The organism is Flavobacterium sp., assembly GCF_044377315.1.
In the GTDB taxonomy this organism is placed as follows: domain Bacteria; phylum Bacteroidota; class Bacteroidia; order Flavobacteriales; family Flavobacteriaceae; genus Flavobacterium.
The window spans coordinates 14289-40092 of sequence record NZ_JBILJG010000027.1; the positions used below are offsets into that span (position 1 = coordinate 14289).

Genomic DNA, 25804 nt, shown 5'->3' on the forward strand with positions numbered 1-25804 from the left:
CAAATTTATTGAAATTAAACACTGATTTCACAAATTTGCATAGATATATTATTTCTACTTTTTCGGAACAAAAACCAACTTTGAAGAAGTCGCTATAATTTCCTTTTTATTCATCTTCATTTTTCTGAATTTTCCTTGAGCATACATTTCGGCTTGGTCTTTATAATGAGGACTTGTTGGAACACCAGATTGACCTGTTGGCAAAATACTCACGCTATTTTCAACATCAGAGAAATCGATTATTCTTCTAGTTGATGGTCCTGCCGTTACTTTATAAATTCCATCTTCTGTCATCGGGAAAATTAAATTGTTGATTACTTCATTCGTGCCATCAACTTCATAAGTTCCAACATTGAAATAACCTCTTAATGCCACAACTTTTCCTAATGGATGTTTGTGTTCGAGCGTGTGAACTTTGTTCCATGTCCATGCTGACATATCTGTTTCAAGTTGTTTTTCTAATGCTACAATTGCTTCTTTAAATGATTGACTTAGAATTTCGCTTCGAGTTTCTTTTTTATCTTTTGTTTCCAAATTATCCCACCAAGGCGAAGTCTCATTTTGACTTTGACCAGCAATAGTTTGTTTTATAATATGTGTTCCTAAAAAGGCATTGAAATTGTCTTTTCCTAATTCATCTTGAAAAGTATTTTTCAAATAACAGAAAAGCCATTTGGTATAAATAGTAGGAGCGACTTCGTTTCTATTATTTGAACCATTCCATTTTTTTAAGATTTCTAATGCGGCTTTTTCATTTGAATTTGTAGTTTTTTTATCAATTGTATTTAGCCAATTTGCAACCAAACTTGGTGCTACCGACGAAGTATTATCCAAAATCATTTTTTGTACATCGGTTGAAGTCCAATCATTTTTTGGCGCTAACAAACCGTCAATTCTTTTGGCTCTATCTTGCGGTAAATAATAACCAGGATATAAATAATTGTCAATCGCTTCTGGTTGATTATTTGAAGAATAAACGTAATTCCAAGTTGGGTTTATAGCAGAAGGATTTTTTGAAAACGGTAAAAATTCTCTTTTGTCATCGATTCCATTTGCGCCATTCATGATGAAATTTCCATTGACGGATTTGTCTAACTTGTATAATTTTCCTGAAGTTATCCAAGCAATATTATTTTGAGCATCTCCATACATAACATTCAAACCCGGCGCATGAATAAGCGAAACGCCATTATAAAAATCATTCACATTTTTAGAATGAGACAATGCATGAACCGCTTGTAAAATTTGATTTTTTTGTTGCGTGTAAATCCATGACATGGCAATAGGTTTTTGCAAAGTTAAAGTCGTCAATAAACCATTCATAATTGGACCATGAATTGATTCTTTAATATTTAAAGTTACCGAAGCACTATCTTTAACTTTGATGATTTTCTTGCGAATAGAATAATTTTTAAATCCCTCAATAGTTTTATATTGATTAGTATTTTCAGGATTTTCTTCTTCTTGAAACAAATCTAAATCGTCGTTTTCAAACATGGTTAATCCGTAGGCATAATTTCGGTTATGACCTAAAAGCGGGAATGGTGTTCCTGCTAAATAATAGCCATAAATTTCATAATCAGGTGTTACAATATGCGCTTCATACCATGTACAAGGTTGCGAAAAACCAATGTGCGGATCATTGGCAAAAATGACTTTTCCGTTTTTGGTTTTTTGCGCACCAATTACCCAACTATTGCTTCCAATAAATGGCGGAATTGGAGAATTATCTAATAAACTAGCAACTGATTTTGAAATTTCAGCATAATCATTTGATTTTAGCACCGCTCTGTTTGGCTTTGCCTCGAGTCCTTTATAGCTTTTAAGTTGTGTTTTTCCGAGTGAACCATCAATTCCGAAATCTTTTAGATAATCCATTCCAAATTTATCACGAATATCGGTCAGCAATGGATCGGTTTTTTGTGCCATAGCAAAACTGAAGGACATAAATCCGAAGATATTGTAAACATCTTTTAAAGTGTATTTTTCTTTTTCAACACCTACTAATTCAAATTCTAAAGGCGTTTTTCCGTTTTCTATAAATTGATTAATTCCGTCAAGATAGGCGTTGGCTAGAATATATGTTTCAGAGTTTTTATCTAATTCTGCAATTGCTTTTTCAGAGTTTTCATCGATTCCAATTCCAGCGAAAAATTTATCATTTGGCAATGCTTTTGAACCAAAAAGTTCGGATAATCTTCCAGGAGCAATTCGGCGCATTAGTTCCATTTGCCATAATCTGTCTTGCGCATGAACATAACCTAAAACAGTCATAGCATCTTTTTGTGTATCTGCATAAATATGGGGAACTCCAAAATCATCGAAGTAAACGGTTGTGTTTTTGCTTATATTTTGCAAAGCAACTTTACCATCATAACTAGGCTTCTTGTATTTGGTGTAACCAAAAATTGAAATTGCAATTAATGCAAATAAGGAAAGAATTATAAAACTGATTTTTTTAAGCTTTTTCATTGGAATGGATTTGAATATCAAATATAAAGTATAAACCATTAAGAAAATTAAGGTCATTAAGTTTTAATCTTAATTTTTCTTAACTTTTTTAATGGTTTAAAAATAGGTTTAGTTTTTTATTTTCTTGGAAACTCTATTTTTGTTCCAACATTCAGACCATTATTTTTGGCAAGAACGCCACACATGTGAAATAACATTCTGGCACCAACATTTCCGTCCCAATCGTCGTTTTCGCCTGGCGCTACTTCTACCAAATCAAATCCTATAATTTCTTTACCACTTTCGGCTAATTTGTTGAATAAATAAGTAGCTTGTTCAAATGAAAATCCGCCTGGAACTGGTGTTCCTGTATTTGGGCAATACCAAGGATACATTCCGTCAATATCAAATGAGATGCAAACTTTTTGTGGTAAAGAAGCTATTATGGCATCGCATTGTTGTTGCCACGTTTTGCCTTCGAAAGTTTCTTTTTTCAAATCAGAATCGGTGTGAACTAAAACTCTTCCGTTTTGTGATTTTACAACATCCACTTCTTGTTCGCAGAAATCACGAATTCCGACTTGAACGATTTTAGAAATTTGAGGAATTTGTAGAGCATTGTACATAATTGATGCGTGCGAATAAGTAAAACCTTCGTAGGCAATACGCAAATCCATGTGTGCATCAAGATGTAAAATACCGAAATTTTCGTGTTTGGTTGCCAAAGCTTCGTAATAACCAAGCGGTGTTGAATGGTCACCACCAAGAAGAACTACTTTTTTCCCTTGGTTCATCCAATGCAAAACAGTTTCTTTAACTTCGGTGTGCAAGTCACGACAAACTGCATTTATTTTATCCAAATCAGATTGCAAAGCTGGGATTTCAGAGACATTTTGACCATCTTCTAAAGCTTCAATAATGGGTTGCGCTAATTCTTTGTATTTATCAGAATTAGTTTTCCATGAATCTGGAATTTCGGCATAATACATTCCGAGTTTCCATAATTCTGGAAAATCTTGATGGTTTAAATCAACTTGAAAAGATGCGTCTAAAACAGCTTCTGGACCTTCGGATGCTCCAGCTCCATAACTAACGGTTACTTCCCAAGGTACAGGAATTATAATGATTTCAGATTGTTCTGATGAAAATGGTAATCCGAAAATAGTTGCATCGGCTAATCCAGGTTGAGATGGATCGAAGGTATTTATTATTTCTTGTTTTGTCATTTTTTATAAGATTGAAGGATATAAAGATGGAAAGATTGAAGGATTCAAAGATATAAAGATTGAAAGATATAAAGATTGAAAGATGTTTTTAATTATGTAAACTAGAAAATTTATCCTTCAATCTTTATATTCTTATGTCCTTCTATCTTTTTATCAATAAATCTTTCTATCTTTTTAAAAGTATTCCTTGTTTCAAAATCTGTCCAAAATTATACATATCTTCATACGAAGTATATAATGGAACTGGCGCAAGACGAATTACGTTTGGTTCACGCCAATCGGTTATTACACCGTTGCTCATTAAATAGTCAAACAAACTTCTGCCTTCACCATGAAGAAAAACAGATAATTGACAAGCTCTTTCTTCTTGATTGGATGGCGTAATTACTTCAAATGTGCTGTCAACTTCTTTGTCTATTTCGTGCAGAATGAATTCTAAATAAGCTGTTATTTGATTTCTTTTTGCGATTAGTTTATCCATTCCAACTTCGGAAAACATTTCTATTGATGCTAAATAGGGTGCAAGTGATAGAATTGGTAAATTAGAAACTTGCCAACCATCGGCTCCGTGAACTGGATCGAAAGTTGGTTCCATTTTGAAACGTCTTTCTTTGTTATGTCCCCACCAACCTGCAAATCTTGGTAAGTTGGCATGATGGTGTTTTTCGTGAACAAAACAGCCAGAAGCATTTCCTGGTCCTGAATTCATATATTTATAGGAACACCAAGCAGCAAAATCGACATTCCAATCGTGTAATTCTAATTTTATATTTCCGGCTGCGTGCGCTAGGTCAAAACCGACGTTTGCCCCAACTTTATGTCCAGCTTCGGTGATGGTTTTCATGTCGAAAACTTGTCCGGTGTAATAGTTTACACCACCAAATAGTACTAGTGCTAATTCATCGCCAACTTCTTCAATTTTGGCTAAGATGTCTTCTGAACGAATGTTGTGTTCGCCTTCACGTCTTTTGATTTCGACTATTGCTTCTTTAGGGTCAAATCCGTGATGATTGACTTGTGATTGAAACATATATTGGTCTGAAGGAAATGCTTTTTCTTCGCAAATAATTTTATAGCGCGTTTTGGTTGGTCGATAAAACGAAACCATTAGCAAGTGTAAATTCACTGTTAACGTGTTCATTACAGATACTTCGGTTGTTTTTGCTCCAACAATTTTGCTTAATGGTTTTGCAAAACGTTCATGATAATCCCACCAAGGTTTATCAGCATAAAAGTGACCTTCGACCGCTAGATTTGCCCAATCGTTCATTACGTCTTCTACATAATTTTTGGCTGATTTTGGTTGTAACCCAAGAGAATTTCCTGTGAAGTAAATTACGTCTTTTTCTTTGTGTTGTGGGAAAATGAATTGTTGTCTATATTTTTTTAATTCGTCCTGTGCGTCAAGTTGTTTTGCGAATTCTAGTGTGTTTTGAAATGTCATTGTGTTGTTTGTTTGAAATTACGATAGAGACAAGGCAGTGCCCTTTCTGTACAGAATATGGTGTAAATATAAAGAAAAAAAGATGTTTTGAAAAATTGATTTTTGTGAAAGGCGACAACTGTTTAGCCCTGATGGTGAAATTGTATGAGCTCTCCCATTTTTGGGAAGCGAGTTTCAGCAGCAGGAAAAAGGTTTATAGAAATGCCTAGTGATTCGCTCCTAATGAGATTCCTTCGGAATGACAAAATTGTGGGTAAAAAAAATCTCACCATTTCTGATGAGATTTTGACAATTTTGAGCACTTGACTATAAATTACAGTATCAACATTGCGTCTCCGTATGAATAGAATTTATACTCCTCTTTGATAGCTTCTTCGTATGCTTTTTTCATTAAATCATGTCCGCAGAATGCCGAAATCATCATTAATAAGGTTGATTTTGGGGTATGAAAATTGGTTATCATACAATTAGCAATACTGAAATCGTGTGGAGGAAAAATGAATTTATTTGTCCAGCCATCGAATGTATTTAGAGTTCTGGCAGAAGAAACAGAACTTTCAATAGCGCGCATTGAAGTTGTACCGACAGCGCAAATTCTTTTCTTTTTTACTTTTGCTTCGTTTACAATATCGCAAGCTTCTTGTGTGATTTTTAGTTCTTCAGAATCCATTTTGTGTTTAGACAAATCTTCAACTTCAACCGGATTGAATGTACCTAAGCCTACGTGAAGAGTTACTTCGGCAAATTTTACACCTTTTATTTCTAATCTTTTTAGCAAATGTCTAGAAAAGTGTAAACCAGCAGTTGGAGCTGCAACAGAACCCTCTTCTTTGGCATAGATTGTTTGGTAACGGTCGGCATCGTCTTCGTTTACCTCACGAGTTATGTATTTTGGAATTGGAGTTTCACCAAGTTCGGTCAATTTGTATCTGAATTCTTCATAAGAACCGTCGTATAAAAAGCGTAAAGTTCTACCGCGAGAAGTGGTGTTGTCGATTACTTCGGCTACTAATGAATCGTCATCGCCAAAATAAAGTTTGTTACCAATTCTGATTTTACGAGCTGGATCAACTAAAACATCCCATAAACGTTGTTCTGCGTTTAGTTCTCTTAATAAGAAAACTTCAATTCTTGCACCTGTTTTTTCTTTGTTGCCGTACATTCTTGCAGGAAAAACTTTGGTGTTGTTAAGAATAAGAACATCATCGTTATCGAAATAATTGATTAAGTCTTTAAACAATTTGTGTTCGATAGTTTTCTTTTCACGGTTGATAACCATTAGACGAGATTCGTCTCTGTTTTCGGCAGGAAATTCGGCAAGAAGTTCTTTTGGTAAATTAAAATTGAAGTGCGATAATTTCATTAAAAAGAGTTTAAAAGTTTAAAGTTTAAAAGTTTAAAAGGAATTTATAACTCTTAAACAAGACTGCAAATATACGATTGTGAAATAGGCGTTGTCAAGTGTTTTGATGTTTATTTTGAAAAGTTTATGAGTTTAGAGGTTTTAAGAGTTTAAAAGCTTACTTAAAATAGTAAACAATTTATATTTCTGAAATCTGGTATCCAATGCTTTTCAAATCATCCCAAAAAGTTGGATAAGATTTGGAAACAACTTCGGCATCTTCTATAATCAATGAAGTTTTAAGAGCTAAAGGGGCAAATGCCATTGCCATTCGGTGATCTTGATACGTTTTAATTAAGCAATTTTCAATCATTTTAGAAGATGGCTCAAGTGTTAAACTATCATTGGTGATTGAAATTTTGGCTCCAAGTTTGGAAAGTTCGGTTTTTAGTGCCTCCAATCTATCGGTTTCTTTAATTTTTAGTGTGTGCAGGCCTGTTAGATTGCAGCCAATTCCTAATCCGAAGCATGTTACAGCAATAGTTTGTGCAATGTCGGGAGAATTGTTTAGGTTGTAGGTTTTAGGTTTTAGGTTGTGGGTTGTAAACTTTGATATTGTAATTGAATTATCTTTATTGAAAATAGTTTCAACACCGAAATCTTTATAAATTTCTGGTAAAATGGAATCGCCTTGTAAACTGTTTTGTTTGTAGCTTGATAATGTGATTTTTGTTCCAATTTCGGATAAAGCAACTATTGAAAACCAATAGGAAGCTGATGACCAATCGGATTCTATAGTTAGGGTTGTAGGTTGTAGGTTATAGGTTGTAGGTTGTACTGAAATTATGTTATTTGTAAAAGAAGTTTCTACACCAATTTCATTTAGTAATGCCAAAGTCATTTTGATGTAAGGAATAGAAGTTATTTCGCCTTCAAGCGTTATTTCTAAACCGTTTTCTAGTTTTGGAGCAATTAATAAAAGTGCTGAAATGTATTGACTACTAACATTTGCTGGAAGTGAAACTTTGTTTTTAGATAATTTTTTTCCTTTGATTTTTATCGGTGGAAATCCTTCGTTTTCTTCATAAGTAATTTCGGCACCAAGTTGTTGCAATGCTTCCACCAAAATTTTAATTGGACGTTCTTTCATTCTTGATGAACCAGTTAGGACAACTTCCGCCACGTCGGACAAGTCTTTTCCTTCTTGAATGGCAAAAAAAGCGGTTAGAAAACGCATGGCTGTTCCGGCATGGTGAACGTTGAAAATTTGAGATTTGAGATTTGAGATTTGAGATTTTTGAATTATACCTAACATCACATCAGAATCATCAGAATTGGAAGTGTTTTCCAATGTAATGTTTGGATACAAGGCTTGCAACAATAACAATCGGTTGGTTTCTGACTTGGAACCTGTGATTTTTATTGTTGATTGTTGATTGCTGATTGTTGATTGTAGAAGTCTTAAATCCAATTTTTTGAAGTCTTAATTCTTAATACTCAAATCTTAATACTATTTCAATTTCTCATTATTATGATGTCTATCGTGGTCACGATTAGTTTTCAAATCCATTTTTTTATCAAAAGCGGCTTGTAGGTCGATACCTGTTTGGTTGGCTAAGCACAAAACTACAAAAACTACATCGGCCAATTCTTCGCCTAAATCTTTGTTTTTATCGCTTTCTTTTTCGGATTGTTCTCCATAACGACGCGCAATGATTCGGGCAACTTCACCTACTTCTTCGGTAAGTTGTGCCATGTTGGTTAGTTCATTAAAATAACGAACTCCGTGATTTTTTATCCAGTTGTCAACTTCTAGTTGCGAGTTTTTTAGGTTCATTTTTTATAATTTTTGCCACTAAGACACAAAGGCGCAAAGTGAATTTATTTACTATCTTTGTTATGGAGATTTACGAAACTCTGCCAAGAAAGAAGAATTTGCTATTTGTGAATTCCTTTTTTGATTTTACTCCTTCAAGAAACCATATTCATACACTTTTGGTTTTATTTTATCTGCTAAAACTGCAAGTTTACTTCTAACATTTGCAATTAGTTGCGTGTAGGTTACATCATCGCTTTTAGAATTCATTCTGCCTTTATCGTTTCTTCCTTGAAAATATTCGCGAATATCATATAAAGAAGCGTTTACATTTACGTCTTTTTGTGCATGATAATAGTTCCATAACTCACGACCAGCATCAAAAACGGCAGTAGCCTCTTCTGAGAAAACTAATGGTTTTTGTTCTTCTTTTGTAGTAGCTTGCTCAAAAAGTGTATCATTGTTAACTTCTTGCTTTATCTTACCTTTTATAAAATCAGTCATAAAGTTACTTTCAAACTTGGCTTGTGCATTGACTTCATATTCTGTAAATGGAATCCAATGGTTGGTGCCATCTTTAGAAGTTACTTTATTTTGACCATCAAATAAAGAATATACCAAACAATCATTTTGAAAATCTAAATCTAAGTTCCAATGATCATTGGGATGGAGAAATTGGTCACGATTATTTAACCAAACAGGATTAATTACTTGACGAATTGCTAAATAAATGCTCATTATTAATAAATTATTTTTTGTAATCATAGCCGTTTTATGTTGAGCTATATCACTATCTGTTGGTTTTGCAGTAAAATAAACACCGTTTTGTTGTTGCATATCAACCCCAGGTAAAATCAAATAACCAATAATATTATTTTTTTTATCATAAAAACTTCTAAGCCAACTGCTTATAAAATCTTTAGGTCCAAAAGCATGAAAAGATTTAATCCCACTATAATCTCCATACGAATTTATAATATCTGTTTCCACTCGTTTAATTTCATTTTTTTGACTTAAGTTCCAAATCAAAAACCCAATTGGAAATTTCCCTTTTACATTATCAAATGTATTTGCTTCACAAATAAAACCCTTTATAAACTCACCTTTAAAATATTGCCTAAATTTTAAAAAGTTTTGAGAATTAATATGTTTTAATGTGCTAAAAGAAGCTAATATAGAATTTGGTATTTCATCATGAACCCTAAGAAAAAATTGAGCGAAAAGTTCACGTGTTGCTGTACCTACAATTTTATTAAATTTATTGTAAATGTAACTAGTTGTTGCGACACTTGCTTTATGGTCACCATCTCCTGCAAATGTTGTTCTATTTCCATGTTCCGCATACGGCGGATTAATATAAACCACTAACTTTTTGCGCTTTTCTTCATCATTAATAATGTCTTGCAAACTTTGTGGCAGTTTAGTAAAATCATCATTTAAAAAATCAAATTGAAACACGTTGTTTTTAAGCAAGTTGGCGCCATGGTCAATACGTTCGTGCATTACGTTTACATCGGCTTGGTCTAGTGTGCTGGCATAAATGTTGTATTTATTGGTCAATCCTGCTAAAAGGTTTCCTGTTCCTGCGGCGCAATCCCAAATATAGTAGTCGTCTTGCCAGTTTTCGCCAAGATAATCGGTTAAATATTTTTGTGATAATTCTACCCAAATACGTGGTGTAAAAAAAGCACCTTTACGCTCACGAATGTCTTGTGGCACCAATAAATCACGTCGTTCAATAATATAATCTTGAAATTCTTTGAGTGGTGGTCGTTTGTAGCGTTTCCAAAAATGCAAATAGGTGTCTTTATTTTTTAGCGTAATGTTGGCATCAAACATTTGCTTGAGGTTTTCCTTAGCTATTTTATACCCTTCATTTTGAAACATCACAAATAAATTCTCGCGAATAGATAAATCGTCTCCAATAGTTTGAGTGTCTTTATCATCCACAAACAAATCAGCCAAATAGAAATCGCTGTCTAAAATATTAGCTTTTTTTAGGTCGTCCCAATTTACATCAATAATAGGTTTTACAATTTCTAACCAACGTAAATAGATTGGAATGAAATTGTTTTTATCAATTTTTAATTTATTGGTTGTTGTGGCTTTGGCTACATTGTTTTTTATAAACGCTTGTAATTCTTTTTCGTCTTTTTCGTAATCATAAACGTAAGTATTTTGCTTTAATGTGGCTTCAATACGTTGTTTAATTAACTGAAATTCTTTGGTTTCGTGATTACTTGGTGTAACGTTCCAATTGAAATCGTTAAGGTAAAAAATATCTTGTATATTGATGTATGGTACAAATGCTATTTTTTTAAAGTCGAAAGCACCCAAAAAAGCTGGAGGCATTGTTTTATCAAAAGTTCGCGCTTTGCCGATAGTTAAAATAAGTTGCACAAACATAGTAACTACTTCAAAATTACCTGTTTTGGCTTCTGCCCAAAGTAAAGGAGTACGACCAAATAAATTATCTTGTTGCGGAAAAACTGTGAAATCGATATTGCCAAGAATTTCGGTAGTATCAAATTGTTTGAACCAATCGTTTCCAACTTTATTCTTTAGTTCTTCTTCGCGAATGTTCTGGTATCTCATTTTTGCTGAATGTATTTTTACAAATATAGTTTTTTACTCCTTATTTTTTGTGTCAATAAGTATAGTTACGGGTCCATCATTAATTAGTGAGACTTTCATATCGGCTCCAAACTGTCCGGTTTGAACTTTTTTGCCTATTTCCAATTCCATTTGAGCAACAAAATTTTTGTAAAGAGGAATGGCAATATCAGGTTTAGCCGCTTTTATATAGGATGGTCGATTTCCTTTTTTGGTTAGCGCATGAAGTGTAAATTGACTCACAACAATAACATCACCATCAATATCTTTTAGGGATAAATTCATAACGTCATTCTCATCACCAAAAATGCGAAGATTGGCTATTTTAGATGTTAACCAATCAATATCTTCATGCGAATCTGCTTCTTCTATTCCTATTAAAATTAGTAAACCTTTTTGGATTTCGGCTACAATTTTGTTTTCAATTGTTACAGAAGAATGAGAAACTCTTTGGATTACTGCTTTCAAAATAATTGAGAATTAAGATTTTTGAAATTGATTTTTGAAATTGCAATTGATTTTTGAAGTTACTTGTTCCTCGTTTCATCGCTTGCAATTCTATCATCATTATAAATATCGGTTCGGTAATGTTCATCATCGCCTTCTAATATTTTTAGATAACTATTGTAACGTGTCCATGAAATTTCATCTTTCTCTAATGCTTCTTTTATGGCGCATTTTGGTTCTTCTTTGTGCAAGCAATTATTGAATTTACATCGAACTTTTAACTTGAAAAATTCAGGAAAATAACCGCTTATTTCTTCTTTCTCCATGTCCACAATTCCAAAACCTTTGATTCCTGGCGTATCGATAATCTTGGCTCCAAAAGACAAATCATACATTTCTGCAAAAGTTGTGGTGTGTTGACCTTGCATACTTTGCTCCGAAATAGTTTTGGTTTTTAGATGTAAACTTGGTTCTAAAGCATTTACTAAAGTCGATTTTCCAACGCCAGAATGACCTGAAAACATGGTGGTTTTTCCAGTCATTATTTCTTTTAAATCTTCAATTCCTTTGCTTTCTTTAGCAGAAACTCGCAAACATTTATATCCAATTTCTTGGTAAACATGTTGCATGTATAGTTGTTCGTCTAATGTTGTTTCGTCTAAAGTATCAATTTTATTAAAAACCAAAATGGTTTCGATACCATAAGCTTCGGCAGTAACTAAAAATCTATCAATAAAATTAAACGTTGTTGGCGGATTATTTACAGTAATTAGAAGAAAAACATAATCTAAATTAGACGCAATAATGTGCATTTGATGTGATAAATTCACGGATTTTCTGACGATATAGTTTTTCCTTTCGTGAATGTTGGTAATTGTTCCAGTAACAACATCTGAAGTTTCATCTAAATCATAATCTACAACATCGCCAACGGCAATTGGATTGGTGCTTTTAATTCCTTTAATTCGGAATTTTCCTTTGATACGACATTCCATAAAATCTCCTTGTTCAGATTTTACGGTGTACCAACTTCCAGTAGATTTATAAACTAGTCCTGTCATATTTAGGTTTTGGGTTCTGGTTTTTAGGTTTTAGGTATTTGCAAAGGTAACTAAAACTAATATTATATTATTACCCAACAACCTACAACCTATCACCTATCACCTTTTAATTATTAAATATTTTTTCCTGATGCGTAATACTTTCTTGGTGTATGGCTTTGAAAAATTGTATTATAAATTCTTCACTCAATCCTTTTTGGCTTCCGTCATTGACCATTTTTTCTAGTATTTCGTTCCAGCGTTTGTTTTGTAAAACCGCTACGTTTTTTTCTTTTTTCAAAGCTCCAATATCTTCAGAAACTTTCATTCTTTTCCCAATTACATCCAATAATTTAGCATCAAATTCGTCAATTTTGCTTCTTAATTTTGCTAATAGTGTTTGATATTCATCTGCATCATCTGTTTCTTTTCTAATAGTTAAATCAAAAATTATTTTCTTTAATTGTTCAGGGGTAACTTGTTGAGCAGCATCACTCCATGCATTATCGGGATCAATATGCGTTTCGATGATCATTCCGTCATAATTCAAATCCAAGGCTTCTTGCGTTACTTGAAAAATCATATCGCGATTTCCTGTAATGTGTGATGGATCAATTATCAAAGGAATATCAGGAAATTTATTTTGAAAATCAATAGCAATTTGCCATTCAGGATTGTTCCGATATTTTGTTTTTTCATAAGTTGAAAACCCTCTGTGAATCGCACCAATGTTTTTGATATTGGCATTATACAAACGTTCAATGCCACCAATCCATAAAGCCAAATCTGGATTTACAGGATTTTTAACCAACACAATTTTTTCTGTATTTTGCAAAGCATCGGCAATTTCTTGAACCGCAAACGGATTTACAGTTGTTCGCGCTCCAATCCACAAAATATCAATATCGTGTTCTAAAGCCAATTTCACATGAGCTGCTGTGGCAACTTCAACTGCCATTTGCAAACCAGTTTCCGCTTTTGCTTTTTGCAACCATTTTAATCCAATTTCTCCAACGCCTTCAAATCCGCCTGGTCGTGTTCTTGGTTTCCAAATACCAGCTCTGTAAACCGACACTTTTGAATCTTTTAATTCACGTGCAATTTTCAAAACTTGTTCTTCTGTTTCTGCACTACAAGGACCAGCAATTACTAGCGGATGTGGTAAATTAAAATTATTGAGCCAATTTTTCAAACTTTCAGTATTTTTCATTTCTTTTATTTAATGCAAATTTATGATATTCTCATTACATTTGCTTCAAATATCATATTATGTCAATAGAAGTTCAAAATATCTCAAAAAGTTATGGTGCTCAAAAAGCATTAGACAATGTTTCATTTTCTGTAAAAAAAGGAGAAATTGTTGGTTTTCTTGGTCCGAATGGTGCAGGAAAATCTACTTTAATGAAAATTTTGACTACTTATATCAATTCTGATGAAGGAAAAGCTTCAGTAAATGGCAATGATGTAAACGAAAATCAGAAAGCTGTGCAACAATCGGTTGGCTATTTGCCAGAGCATAATCCGTTGTATTTAGATTTGTATGTTCGTGAGTATTTAGAATTTAATGCTGATGTTTATAAAGTGGCTAAATCTAGAATTGAAGAAGTAATTCAGTTAACAGGTTTGTCTTCTGAAAGTCATAAAAAAATTGGACAATTATCTAAAGGTTATCGCCAACGTGTTGGTTTAGCAACAGCTTTATTACACAATCCCGATGTTTTAATTTTGGATGAACCAACAACTGGTCTAGATCCAAATCAATTGGTTGAAATTAGAAATGTGATTAAAAATGTTGGTAAAAACAAAACCGTTTTTCTTTCAACTCACATTATGCAAGAAGTGGAAGCGATTTGCGACAGAGTAATTATCATCAACAATGGAAAAATAGTTACCGATAAAAAACTAGATAAATTAGTTTCAGATATTGCAGGACAGGTTATTGAAGTTGAGTTTGATAAAGAAATTGACGAAGCTATATTTTCAAAATTATCTGATTTAAAAATATTCAAAAACACCCATGATAAAGTTTGGGAATTAACTTTTGAAACCGAAACTGATATGCGTTCAGCCATTTTTGATTTTGCCCAAGAAAATGGTTTGAAAACACTTCAAATAAGTCTAAAAAGCAAAAACTTAGAAGCAATTTTTAGAGAAAAAACAGCTAACTAGTTGTTGAAAAAATGTGATATAATCCTTGATACCTAGCCCAGATTACTTCACATTGTGTCTATTATCAAATGAGTTCAGTGAACTACGTTTGAAGCGGCATCCTTTTTCTTTTTTCTTTAAAAAGGAAAAGATAGAGCAGATAGCTGGAAATAGCTTCTAATTGTAAAAAATCTGCCCTTGGTAAAAAGCTTGCAATGTATTGATTGGCGGATTGTTTTTCAGAATTACATTTCCTGTGCTTACTAGTTTTCCTTCGACTTTATCGGTTGGATTTACAATAATATCGTTAGAACCTCGATGGTAAATGTTTATAGTTTTTGCTAGAAAGTTTTGTGTTTCAACTCTGCCGTCACCATTGTAAATTCCTACTACAAAATAGTTCGTGTTTCCAGAAATATAATAACGTGAATAACTGTTATTTTGAATTTCTAATCGGTTATTGCTTATTTGCAGTATAAAATCGCCTGTTCCTGCGCCGTCTCTATCATCACCTTTATCATCTAAAGCAACCAATTTTAAATTTGGATAAGTCAAAATGCCGTTCGAACTGATATTTCTATCGGTTTTGGAATAAATTTCGGTGATATTTGGAGCCGTTATCAATGCTTTTGTTTGTCCGTATTCTCTAACCCAATTGCAGGTTGTGTTGTCTTTGAGATATAGAGTTGTGGCATCTTGCGAAACTGAAACGTTTTCTATTAGGTTTTCGCCTGTTTGAATTTGGACTTTATATTCTGAACCTTCTGTAAGTATAACTTCAATTCCAGCTTCGATATCAATTCTTGCAAACGAAGAAACTATAAAATCTTTGGTTATTGTTGCTCCAGAAGATTCTATGCAGTCGCTTGGATTTTCGCATCGACAAAAAACGATTAAGATACTAAATACATATATTAGTGTTATTTTTTTCATATGTTTAGATTATATTTTTTAGCGGTAACATATGGTATCGCCTTTTTAGTCATTGGTGTTTGTTTGCAACAAACTTGTTGTTCGTGGCGATTTCATAATCTTATTCCAACTCCAAATTCAAATGCTTCTGCTACAAAAAGATGCGTTTTTAATCCACCAACAACAAATACGTTGTCTGTTAAATAATATTTCAAGCCCAATCGGTTATAAATATCCAAATCTTCTTTGAATGGTTTGTAAATATAATAGCCAACTTGGGTTTCGATAGACAATTTATTAATAAAAAGTTCATGTCCAACAAAAACACCAACTCGTTTATAATCGGTATTTGGGTCAATAGATTCCTCAAATGATGAAATTGAGCGGTATTTGATGTATTCTTTTATACTTTGTGTCAAAAATAATTCGGTTCCAAGTTGAACGGCACTTTTTCTGTTAAGACGTTTGTCTGCATAAAAACCTAAATGGTAAAAAGGATATTGTCCACTATTGATGATGGGACTTTCATTTATGCCTGTTTTGGCAACAAAGTTATATTTTACAGGTTCTTTATAACAAGTTGTATCTGAAATGAAACTATTATTTTGAGTTTCTTTTTTATCAAAATTATAGTTCAAACCAACATTTAAAACATAAGAATTGATACCGCTATTGGGCGATTTTATTCTACCATTTGATGAATGAGTAAAGAGTAATCCTGCTTGAAAACCTATGTTTTGTATCAAATTTTCTTTTTTGTAGTTCAATGCTAAGTTGATGTTGGCAGACAGTTTTGAACCAAAAGCTTTGTTCTTACTATTGGTAACTTTATCGTAGGGATTGGTATTATAGGTAATTCCTTGCGCTAACTTAAATTGCAATTTTCTATTTAAAAAATAAAAATTATAATGAGCGCCAAGAGCATAATTGGTTCCTAAAAACTCATTTTTATAATCTTGATACATAAAATAACCACCAAAATCAGGAAAATTATAAGCTCGATGCCATTCTTTTTTACCATGCGTTTGTTTAGAAAAACTAACCATAAATCCGTAAGGATGATCAGTAATAAGATGACCTAAATCTTGTGTGTGTGCCATTATGTTTCCTCTAAAAATACTAACATCAATAGCATTAGTATTCTCAAAATCTTGAGAAAAAAGAAAAAAAGGAAATAAAATAAAACCAAATAGTAGAAACCGCATTTACACAAATTAGAAAAACAAAAGTAGATTTATAAATTTCAAAAAACAAATCACAAATTCCAATTTGTTTCATTAAGTTTTTGAATTAATTTCTCCCAACTTCAAGCTTCCATCTCCCAATTTTATTACTTATCTTTGCACAATAATTTCAAAAAATGCTCAAAAAAGAAATACAAACCGCAGTCGAAAAAGGTGAACTTTTACCGTTGATGGAAGAGTTTTACACTATTCAAGGCGAAGGTTATTATACGGGAACAGCTGCTTATTTTATTAGAATTGGTGGTTGTGATGTAGGTTGTCATTGGTGCGATGTAAAAGAAAGTTGGAATGCCGAATTGCATCCGCCTACCAACGTTGATTTGATAGTTGACAACGCCAAAAAATATGCCGATACAGTTGTAGTTACTGGTGGCGAACCACTTATGTGGGATATGTCGGTATTGACATCTAAATTGAAAGAAAGAAATTTAAAAGTACATATAGAAACTTCAGGTGCATATGCGCTATCTGGAACTTGGGATTGGATTTGTCTTTCGCCAAAGAAAACTATGTTGCCGACCGAAACAGTTTATGCCAATGCCAACGAGTTAAAAGTCATTATATATAACAAACACGATTTTATTTTTGCCGAAGAACAAGCGTTGAAAGTAAATCCGAATGCTATTTTGTTTTTACAACCTGAATGGAGCAAAAAAGAAGAAATGACACCGCAAATTGTTGATTATGTTATGAATAATCCAAAATGGCGCGTTTCGTTGCAGACTCATAAATATTTGAATATACCTTAAAAAAGCTTGGTAAACTTTGTGTAATTCTTTGTGAACTTAGTGGTTAAAATATTTCCCATGAAATCCCAATTCCACCTAAACCCCGAAATCACTTTTCTTAATCATGGTTCATTTGGCGCTTGTCCAAAACCTATTTTTGAAGAATACCAACGTTTTCAGTTGGAGTTAGAACACGAACCGGTTTATTTTATTCAAAAGAAATCGGCTGGTTATCTAAAAACCGCTCGTGAAAGTTTGGCTAAATTTGTCGGTTGTGAAGCACAAGATTTGTTTTTTACACCCAATCCAACATTTGCCGTCAACACTATTATGCGCAGTTTGAAATTACAAGCTGGCGATGAAATTCTTACAACCAATCATGAATATGGTGCTATGGATAGAACTTGGCATTTTTACTGTAAAAAATCGGGAGCCAAGTATATTCGACAAGAAATTTCGTTGCCAATAATTTCAAAAGAACAAATACTTGATGAGTTTTGGAAAGGAGTAACATCTAAAACTAAAGTGATTTTTCTCAATCAAATTTCTAGCTCAACGGCGCTTATTTTTCCAGTGAAGGAAATTTGCGATAAAGCCAGAGAACTTGGATTGATTACCATTATAGACGGCGCACATGTTCCAGGGCATATCGATTTGGATATTACAGATTTAAACCCAGATTTTTACACAGGTACATTGCACAAATGGATGTTGGCTCCAAAAGGAAGTTCGTTTTTGTATGTAAAAAAAGACTATCAAAATGACATCGAACCATTGGTTGTAAGTTGGGGTTATGAAAGTGATTTTCCTGGTGAAAGTCAATTTTTAGATTACCATGAATACCAAGGAACACGTGATATTTCAGCTTTTTTGTGTACACCAAAAGTAATTGAATTTTTAGAAGAAAATAACTGGAAAGAAAAGGCGAAAGTTTGTAGAAAGTTGGTTTTAGATAATTATCAAGATTTTTGCGATTTACTTAACACCAAACCTTTGTGCCCAATTACAGAAGAATTTCTTGGTCAGATGGCAAGCATTCCTATAAGAACAAGTAAACCTTTGGAATTAAAAGAATTGCTTTATGAAAAGTATAAAATTCAAATTCCAGTAATGCCTTTGAACGGAACTATTTATTTGAGATATTCGATTAATGCTTATAATTCTCAAGAAGATTTAGCTATTTTGCACCAAGCCTTAACCGATATTATTCAAACTACCGATTTGATTGAAGTATAAGGATAGCCTAGCCCAGATTGCAGAGGAAATCCTTTTCTTTTTTTCTTTATAAAAAGAAAAGATTGGAACGGAAAGCTGGATTAGCTTCTAATAAAGACGAGCCAAATAATCATAATGTTCGCCATTTTCAATCAACTCGCATTGCAAACCATTTTCTGCAGCTAATTTTTCTAACAAAGTATAGTCAAGATACAACCATGGAAAAGGATTTTCGGTTTCGTTTTTGTATGAAATGGTAAAAGTAAGTTCGCCATAATAGTTGTCGATAGGAACTTCATCTTCGTCGAACATATAAATAATATCGGAAGAATCTATCAGAATTTGTCCGTTAGGATTTAGTAAATTTTTTAGTTTTTGGAAATATTTTGAACTTTCTGAAATAGTCTGAAAAATTCCTGTTCCGTTCATTAAAAGTAAAATGGTATCGAACTTGTCATTCTGATGCAAATCAGAATCTAACTCTAAAATATTTTGAGTTTTAGCATTTTTCAAACTTCGAAGTTGGCAAGCTTTTATCGCATTTTCCGAAATATCTATCGAAGTTACTTCAAAACCTTTTTCTTGAAGATACAAACTGTGACTTCCGGCACCACAACCAACGTCAAGAATTTTTCCTTTGGCTAATTGAAGTGCTTTTTGTTCGAGTTTTGGCATTTCGTTATAGTCACGAAAAAGATAGGCAACACTCATTTTGTCGGCTTCAGAAATGTTGGTTTCGGTTATAATATCTTTGGGAGAATTATTGGTTTGAAAATCGAGAATGGCTTTTCCGAATAAATCTTTCATTAAAAAGTTTAAAAGTTTAGAGGTTTAAGAGTTTAAAAGTTGTTTAACTTTGCGGCTCAACTTGAAACTTTAAACTTGAAACCACAACTAAACGAACTCGGAAAACTTGCCAAAGATAAGCATATTGAAAACAAAAAGTATTTCGATAAGCTGAAAAAGAAAGCGCCTAAAAATCTGGATTATGTAATGCAAGATTTGCACGATGCCGAGTTCAAAAAAACCGATTGTTTGGAATGCGCCAACTGTTGTAAAACGACGGGTCCTCTTTTTACATCGGCCGATATTGAGCGTATTTCAAAACATTTTAGACAAAAGCCACAACAATTTATCGACCAATATTTGCGAATAGATGAAGATAATGATTATGTTTTGCAAAGTGTTCCATGTACTTTTTTACAATCGGATAATAAATGTTTTATCTACGATGTACGACCAAAAGCATGTAGAGAATTTCCGCATACCGATAGAAAAAAGTTTCAACAAATTTCAGATTTAACCATGAAAAACGTGGCGATTTGTCCAGCAGCGTATGCTATTGTTGAGGAAATGAAGAAGAGAATTGTGCTTTAGTTTGTCAATCCGTAGAAATCTGATAATTATTGCCCAAGAAATTGATATTTGACTTATTCATAAAGCAAATACTTCTTTCTCATTTTTTTAAAATTATCCAATTCTTTTTTCCAAGATCTTCTAATTTGTTCTTCAGAAATGCCACTTTCAATTTGTTGTTGTAATTTTTCGGTTCCAGCCAATTTGGTAAAAAAAGGATTGAAAAATATACTTTTATCCCAAGTCGAATTGTAAGCTTTGATTAACCATTTTAGTTCCAATTTACTTACTTTTGCTATAGACGTCATATCTTCACCATAACATAATTCATTTTTATAAAGCGGTTCTTTTGCCCCAAAATTAGGAATAGGTGTAAAGCTAAAATCACTTTTTGGTAAAAATGGCGAGCCGTAAATTTGAAACTGTTTTTCTGTGCCGCGACCAACGCTTACGTTCGTTCCTTCAAATAGACACAAACTTGCATACAAATTTATTGACTGATCATTTGGTAAGTTTGGCGATGGCTTTACCGGTAAACTATAAGCTACTTTTCTATTATAATTAGAACACAGAATAACAATCAATTCACATTGAATGCCATCTTTGAGCCATTTTTCACCATTAATCATTTGAGCATATTCACCTATGGTCATTCCATGCAAAGTCGGAATTGGATGCATTCCAACAAAACTCGAAAACTCTTTTTCTAAAATTGGACCATCCACAATACTACCATTCGGATTAGGTCTGTCAAGTACAATTAGTTGAATATTTTTTTCAGCACAAGCTTCCATAACATAATGCAAAGAAGAAATATAAGTATAAAAACGTGCGCCAACATCTTGCAAATCAAAAACCATAACTTCAATTCCATCTAATTGTTCAGGTTTTAGCTTTTTGTTATTACCATAAATAGAAATAATGGGTAAACCTGTTTTGGTATCTTTTCCATCAATAATATGTTCGCCAGCATCAGCCGTTCCCCTAAAACCGTGTTCAGGGGCAAATATTTTTTGAACCGAAACTTTCTTTTCAATCAAAAAATCAACTATCGATTCGTATAAAAGCTCATTTTCTTTAAAATAGGTAACGGTTCCCGTTTGATTCGTAACAATACCAACTTTTTTATTTTCTAATAAAGCCAAATAGTTTTCATAATTAGTAGCACCGGTTTTAATTGTTTTAATTTCAATTTTATTTGTTTCCGCTCCCGTCTCCTTTACAGAGGGTCTGGAAACCCTAATTCCGCATGAAGTAGAAACAAACATTAAAATCAGAATCACAAAAAAAATGTTAAGTATATATTTCATAAACTTTTAAACTTTTAAACTTTTAAACTTTTCTACATTGTGTATCTTTGGCAAAAAAAAATAAAAACGCCTTTGAACTTAGAATATTTCATAGCCAAACGACTTATTACTTCCAAAGAGTATAAAAGTAGTATATCTGCACCAATTATAAAAATTGCTATTGCTGCAATCGCCATTGGTATGGTTATGATGATTATATCTATAGCAACTGGAATTGGCTTACAACAAAAAATACGCCAAAAAGTCGCTGCTTTCAACGGACATATTATTATTTCCAATTTTGATGAAAACGAATCACAAGTTAGCACCAAGCCAGTTTCTATCAAACAAGATTTTTATCCAAAATTCAAGAATATAGAAGGAATTCATCATGTACAAGCGGTCGCTACCAAAGCAGGTATTATAAGAACCGAAGCTGCCTTCGAAGGAATAATTTTCAAAGGCGTAGGCAAAGATTACGATTGGAATAACCTCAAAGAATATATAGTTAAAGGTAGAATTCCAAATCTTTCAGCCAATTTAAATCCAGAAGTAATCATTTCGCAATACCTAGCCAACAGGTTAAATCTTAAAGTTGGAGACAAGTTCAATACTTTTTTCATGAAAGAAAACGGAAACCAACTTCCTAATCTTCGTGTCTTTACTATAGTCGGAATTTACAACTCAGGTTTTCAAGAATTCGATTCTACCTATATAATAGGAGATATTCGACATTTACAGCGAATCAATAGATGGCAACCCGACCAAGTAGGTTCTTTCGAAGTCTTCATCGACGATTTTACACAAATAAAACAAAAAGGAGCCGAAGTCTATGACCAAACAAGCTCACTACTCGATACCAAAACCATTATCGAAAAATACTATTACATCTTCGAGTGGCTACAATTGTTTGACTTCAATATTATAGTAATCCTTATAGTTATGATTGTAGTAGCAACCATCAACATGGTCGTAGCTTTACTCGTAATGATACTCGAAAGAACCCAAATGATAGGAATCCTCAAGTCACTAGGAGCCGATAATTGGTCAGTACGCAAAATATTTCTATACAATGCTTCTTATCTAATCTTCAAAGGGCTTCTTTGGGGTAATATAATAGGTATCGGACTTTTGTTAATACAAAAACACTTCGGCATAATCCAACTCAACCCCGAAAACTACTACGTCAACCAAGCGCCAGTCTATATAAATTGGTTATATATTCTATTCCTAAATATAGGTACTATACTTATATGTATGTTGGTTTTATTTTTGCCTTCCTATATTATCACCAAGATTTCGCCAGTAAAAGCTATCAAGTTTACTTAATTTTTTTTCAGAAGCGGATGGCTCGGGCTTTATCAGTTATCCTTGTTCCAGCTTTTCGCTACAATCTTTTCTTTTTTAAAGAAAAAAAGAAAAGGATTTCCTCTGCAAATGTAATTCATCGAACTCCTATGAAAAATTTAAACCAGTGAGATAATCTGGGCTATTTGAGTTTCTATTTTTTCTTTTTGTTAACTTTTGCATCACTAACTTTGATACATGAAGTCTCAATTTCTTTCATTTTAGACGATTTAAGAATATAAAAATAAGAAAGACGACCAAGTGGCCGCCTTACATTTTTAATTTTTATTTTGAAATTATCCTAATAACTAATTAGTTACAAATTATTTTTTTGATAACAACACATTTGATACATTACCACATTTGAAACATTATCCCATCCAATAAGGTTTAATTTTTATCAATTTAATCAAAAATAAAACAAGTAAAACTAATTCTAATCTAAATGTTAGATTACCAATTTGATATCCCAAAAACATTGTATAGACACATACTAAAATTCCAAAAATCGCATCAACTTTTGCAAGCACTATGCCATAGCCTTTTTCAAACCACAAACTATAGCCAGTTAGTCCATGTAAAGTAAATACAATGAAAACTATTAATGTATTGAGTAAACCATCGTTTGCATTTAGACCATAAAATTCAAAATCACTATAAATATAAAAGTAACTTAAAATAACTCGTACTATTGCGAGAACACTGGTAAACATAAATAACCAACAAAAGAATTTTATCCACCATGGCAACAAATTTCTTCTTCTTATTTTTGAATTTCTTTCAAATTCGTCAAACTCGTTTTTTTTCATTTTTAAGATAAATTATATTCTATGGAATAAATAATAAAGCAAGTTAAACTAATTTGCTTTACCTGTTCATCTTCAGTCAAAAATTTCAATTCTAAATTGTATCCCCTTACATCGATTTTACTTTTCATTGATATTTCAAGGATAAGGTTTGAATTGTGATAAACATTACAAAAAATTTTGCCAAATAAGAAAAGAGGGTTGTGCTTAATTTTTATAATACTTTCATCAACACTAAAACTTGAACTAAACCATCGTTGATTTAAAATTTTTATGACAAATGGAAAGTCTTGGAAGACTATTTTTTTTCCCATTAAAAAATGATAGTGGATTGTGGCTAATTTATTTTCGTTCTGAAAAATTTCTCCAACAGTTTTTAAAAATGGAATTGGTGTTTTTCTAATCATCTTAAAAACCAAATCTTGATTGTCAAATACCGAAATATTCCCTTTGTTTTGAATATTTATTCTCATCATTTTTTTATTCCAATTTTTAAATCAACACTTATTCCAAAAATAGCTCTTACACCTGCACCAATGTCGATACAATTACAATCAGTACTAGCTTTAGCGTTTGGTGAAACATTTAATGCAGGTTGATTAGGTAATAAATTTTTACCAGAATCTAATCCTATTTGTCCAGAGAATCCTAATGTTCCATTATTCATCCCATTTAAACCGTCAGGAGAAGCATAGTTGTAATTTGCACCACCACCTGCCGATAATGGTGTGCCTTTAATACCAATACTACCTTCAACAAAATTTTCGGTTTTACTTTCAGCAAAAGAAGTCGTATTTTTATTATTTACAAAATCATATCCTATTTTACCAATCTCTTGTTTTAAAACACCTGCGCTACCTTCAATTGCTCCAGCTTTACCACCGACTTGAAGACCAACAGAACCTGAAATACTAGCTTCTATTACAAGATTTCTTTGGCTCCAATTTTGCTTTGAAGTTACTGTATTACCTGTCGAAGTATTATAAACTACGGTTTCGTTATTACCATATGACTTACCCGAATTCAAATCCTTGAAAGTTCCATTTCCATTTAACTGTACATTTTGACCTGTTCCAGATGCAAGATTGGTAGAATGACCAATGTTAGTATAACCTGCCTGCTTTCCACTTCCTTCACGCCACACTACATCACCAGTTTTATTATTTTGATACCAATCAGGCGGAGTAGCATACATCCCATCAACATCAATAAAGTACACAGGATTGTTCAAGCAATATGCATAAGGAGAAAAACGTCTAGATGTTTCTGCAAGCATATCGACACCTCCCCAGCGACCAATATCTGGCATGTATCCTCTCATTCCAAAATCGTACCAGTTTAAACCCAATTCATCTTGAAATTCATAACTACGGTGACGGTATTTTCGCACAGATGTTGTTGCGGCTACTGGTGTACTTCCTCTCAATTTTAATAATGTTGTATTATAATTGGTGTGTTTAAGTCCAAAAGGATAATAATGATTTTGTTCTAAAATTACTGGTAAACCAGTTGCATCATCTTTGGTATAACTTACTCTCACGTTATCTAAATGGTCTTTGTAATTAAAAACATGTTTGTAAACTCCAGTATTATAATTTACATAGCCTTCAGGGTGAGGGAAATATTGCAAAACTACTGGGGCTGTTCCAACTTTAATATACTGAAATCCTCCTAAATAATCTGTAATGGTAATACTTGTTCCGTTGGTTACAGTTTTTTGCAATTTCTCTCCTGTTGCACTGTAAAGATAATTAATTTTCTTTACGGGTGTTGCAGGTGCAAAAATAATTTCGGTTGGTAAATTAAGATGGTTGTATTTTATATTTGTAATTCCTTTGTTGTCATCTTTATTTTGGTTACCAAAATTATCATAATTATAATCTTGCGTGCTTACCACATCTTTAAAACCTTCTGTACTATTGCTGCTATCGCTTACCGTTAGTAATTGGTTAGTATTGGCTATGTACTGATAAGTCAAATTGTCAATAGCTACTGGCTGGTTAACGGGTTGGTCTTGTCCACCATTGCGAAGTAGGTTGGTAATATTGCCATTCTTGTCATAGCTCATACTTTCGTTATAGGCATTGGTGTTGGGCGATACGGCATCGGGTTTGGCATAGACAGCGTTGGTCAATCGGTTTAGCTTGTCATAATCAAAAGTGTATTTACGCTTTATATTATCGCTGTTGCTACGCCAATATACTTCGCTTATATTGCCGTTGTATAAAGATTTATCTATATCGTTAGGTGTTTCGTATACTATTTGAAACGAAAATAAGTTTTTGGGAGTAGGGGCGAATGGCTCGGGCTTTATCAGTTATCCTTGTTCCCGCTTTTCGTTACAACCTGTCTGCCGGCAGGCAGGTCTTTTTATTGTTTT

The 25804-nt window shown here is 32.9% G+C and carries 22 protein-coding genes; 5 read left to right on the forward strand and 17 right to left on the reverse strand.

Annotated elements, in window-relative coordinates; genetic code table 11:
* Window positions 1-54 precede the first annotated feature (54 nt).
* From ACIQ66_RS09185 to ACIQ66_RS09230, 10 genes are all read right to left on the reverse strand, one after another.
* Window positions 55-2472, reverse strand: coding sequence for a penicillin acylase family protein (locus ACIQ66_RS09185; protein ID WP_396212504.1), 2418 nt, complete (start codon window positions 2470-2472; stop codon window positions 55-57).
* 116 nt (window positions 2473-2588) lie between these two features.
* Window positions 2589-3677 carry an agmatinase family protein gene (locus ACIQ66_RS09190; protein ID WP_396212505.1) on the reverse strand — a complete coding sequence of 363 codons (1089 nt, stop codon included), beginning with the start codon at window positions 3675-3677 and terminating at the stop codon, window positions 2589-2591.
* A 166-nt stretch (window positions 3678-3843) separates the two neighbouring features.
* On the reverse strand, window positions 3844-5121 hold the full coding sequence (gene kynU / locus ACIQ66_RS09195) for a kynureninase (protein ID WP_396212506.1): 1278 nt from the start codon (window positions 5119-5121) through the stop codon (window positions 3844-3846).
* A 313-nt stretch (window positions 5122-5434) separates the two neighbouring features.
* The gene (gene queA, locus ACIQ66_RS09200) at window positions 5435-6484 is read right to left on the reverse strand and encodes a tRNA preQ1(34) S-adenosylmethionine ribosyltransferase-isomerase QueA (RefSeq protein WP_396212507.1); all 1050 of its coding nucleotides are present in this window, start codon (window positions 6482-6484) and stop codon (window positions 5435-5437) included.
* Between the two features lie 178 nt (window positions 6485-6662).
* Window positions 6663-7934 carry a 3-phosphoshikimate 1-carboxyvinyltransferase gene (aroA, locus tag ACIQ66_RS09205; protein WP_396212508.1) on the reverse strand — a complete coding sequence of 424 codons (1272 nt, stop codon included), beginning with the start codon at window positions 7932-7934 and terminating at the stop codon, window positions 6663-6665.
* 39 nt (window positions 7935-7973) lie between these two features.
* Window positions 7974-8300: a nucleotide pyrophosphohydrolase gene (locus ACIQ66_RS09210; protein ID WP_288110994.1), complete on the reverse strand. Its 327-nt coding sequence runs from the start codon at window positions 8298-8300 to the stop codon at window positions 7974-7976.
* Between the two features lie 126 nt (window positions 8301-8426).
* Window positions 8427-10874, reverse strand: a complete 2448-nt coding sequence (locus ACIQ66_RS09215; RefSeq protein WP_396212509.1) for a hypothetical protein — start codon at window positions 10872-10874, stop codon at window positions 8427-8429.
* Between the two features lie 33 nt (window positions 10875-10907).
* Window positions 10908-11360, reverse strand: a complete 453-nt coding sequence (dtd, locus tag ACIQ66_RS09220; RefSeq protein ID WP_396212510.1) for a D-aminoacyl-tRNA deacylase — start codon at window positions 11358-11360, stop codon at window positions 10908-10910.
* A gap of 59 nt (window positions 11361-11419) precedes the next feature.
* A complete protein-coding gene (gene rsgA, locus ACIQ66_RS09225; protein WP_396212511.1) occupies window positions 11420-12400 on the reverse strand; it encodes a ribosome small subunit-dependent GTPase A in 981 nt (326 codons plus the stop codon).
* 106 nt (window positions 12401-12506) lie between these two features.
* A complete protein-coding gene (locus tag ACIQ66_RS09230) occupies window positions 12507-13589 on the reverse strand; it encodes a chorismate mutase (protein ID WP_396212512.1) in 1083 nt (360 codons plus the stop codon).
* Between the two features lie 59 nt (window positions 13590-13648).
* Here ACIQ66_RS09230 and gldA point away from each other — a divergent pair, with 59 nt between their 5' ends.
* Complete coding sequence (gldA, locus tag ACIQ66_RS09235) at window positions 13649-14548, forward strand: gliding motility-associated ABC transporter ATP-binding subunit GldA (RefSeq protein WP_396212513.1); 900 nt, start codon at window positions 13649-13651, stop codon at window positions 14546-14548.
* Window positions 14549-14704: 156 nt separating this feature from the next.
* Here gldA and ACIQ66_RS09240 read toward each other — a convergent pair whose 3' ends face one another.
* Together ACIQ66_RS09240 and ACIQ66_RS09245 are read right to left on the reverse strand one after the other, a co-directional pair.
* Window positions 14705-15460, reverse strand: a complete 756-nt coding sequence (locus tag ACIQ66_RS09240; RefSeq protein ID WP_396212514.1) for a head GIN domain-containing protein — start codon at window positions 15458-15460, stop codon at window positions 14705-14707.
* Window positions 15461-15552: 92 nt separating this feature from the next.
* Complete coding sequence (locus ACIQ66_RS09245; RefSeq protein WP_396212516.1) at window positions 15553-16644, reverse strand: acyloxyacyl hydrolase; 1092 nt, start codon at window positions 16642-16644, stop codon at window positions 15553-15555.
* Between the two features lie 155 nt (window positions 16645-16799).
* Between ACIQ66_RS09245 and ACIQ66_RS09250 the strand changes: the two genes are divergently transcribed.
* Both ACIQ66_RS09250 and ACIQ66_RS09255 read left to right on the forward strand, forming a co-directional pair.
* Window positions 16800-17432, forward strand: a complete 633-nt coding sequence (locus ACIQ66_RS09250) for a 7-carboxy-7-deazaguanine synthase QueE (protein ID WP_396212517.1) — start codon at window positions 16800-16802, stop codon at window positions 17430-17432.
* Window positions 17433-17489: 57 nt separating this feature from the next.
* Entirely contained in the window at window positions 17490-18647 is a 1158-nt protein-coding gene (locus ACIQ66_RS09255; protein ID WP_396212518.1) for an aminotransferase class V-fold PLP-dependent enzyme, read from the forward strand.
* An 87-nt stretch (window positions 18648-18734) separates the two neighbouring features.
* On the opposite strand, the gene ACIQ66_RS09260 is transcribed toward ACIQ66_RS09255, so the two are convergent.
* Window positions 18735-19433, reverse strand: coding sequence for a class I SAM-dependent methyltransferase (locus ACIQ66_RS09260; RefSeq protein WP_396212519.1), 699 nt, complete (start codon window positions 19431-19433; stop codon window positions 18735-18737).
* Between the two features lie 75 nt (window positions 19434-19508).
* Between ACIQ66_RS09260 and ACIQ66_RS09265 the strand changes: the two genes are divergently transcribed.
* Window positions 19509-20003, forward strand: coding sequence for a YkgJ family cysteine cluster protein (locus ACIQ66_RS09265; RefSeq protein WP_396212520.1), 495 nt, complete (start codon window positions 19509-19511; stop codon window positions 20001-20003).
* Window positions 20004-20056: 53 nt separating this feature from the next.
* Here the strand turns inward: ACIQ66_RS09265 and ACIQ66_RS09270 are convergent, their stop codons facing one another.
* Window positions 20057-21292: an exo-beta-N-acetylmuramidase NamZ domain-containing protein gene (locus ACIQ66_RS09270; protein WP_396212521.1), complete on the reverse strand. Its 1236-nt coding sequence runs from the start codon at window positions 21290-21292 to the stop codon at window positions 20057-20059.
* Window positions 21293-21364: 72 nt separating this feature from the next.
* On the opposite strand from ACIQ66_RS09270, the gene ACIQ66_RS09275 reads away from it, so the two are divergent.
* Window positions 21365-22600, forward strand: coding sequence for an ABC transporter permease (locus ACIQ66_RS09275; RefSeq protein ID WP_396212522.1), 1236 nt, complete (start codon window positions 21365-21367; stop codon window positions 22598-22600).
* Between the two features lie 389 nt (window positions 22601-22989).
* On the opposite strand, the gene ACIQ66_RS09280 is transcribed toward ACIQ66_RS09275, so the two are convergent.
* The 3 genes from ACIQ66_RS09280 to ACIQ66_RS09290 are packed head-to-tail and all read right to left on the reverse strand — an operon-like array spanning window position 22990 to window position 25558.
* Window positions 22990-23427: a hypothetical protein gene (locus tag ACIQ66_RS09280; protein ID WP_396212523.1), complete on the reverse strand. Its 438-nt coding sequence runs from the start codon at window positions 23425-23427 to the stop codon at window positions 22990-22992.
* 2 nt (window positions 23428-23429) lie between these two features.
* A complete protein-coding gene (locus ACIQ66_RS09285) occupies window positions 23430-23900 on the reverse strand; it encodes a hypothetical protein (protein ID WP_396212524.1) in 471 nt (156 codons plus the stop codon).
* Window positions 23897-25558, reverse strand: coding sequence for an RHS repeat domain-containing protein (locus tag ACIQ66_RS09290; protein ID WP_396212525.1), 1662 nt, complete (start codon window positions 25556-25558; stop codon window positions 23897-23899). Before ACIQ66_RS09290 ends, ACIQ66_RS09285 begins: the two co-directional genes overlap by 4 nt.
* Window positions 25559-25804 lie beyond the last annotated feature (246 nt).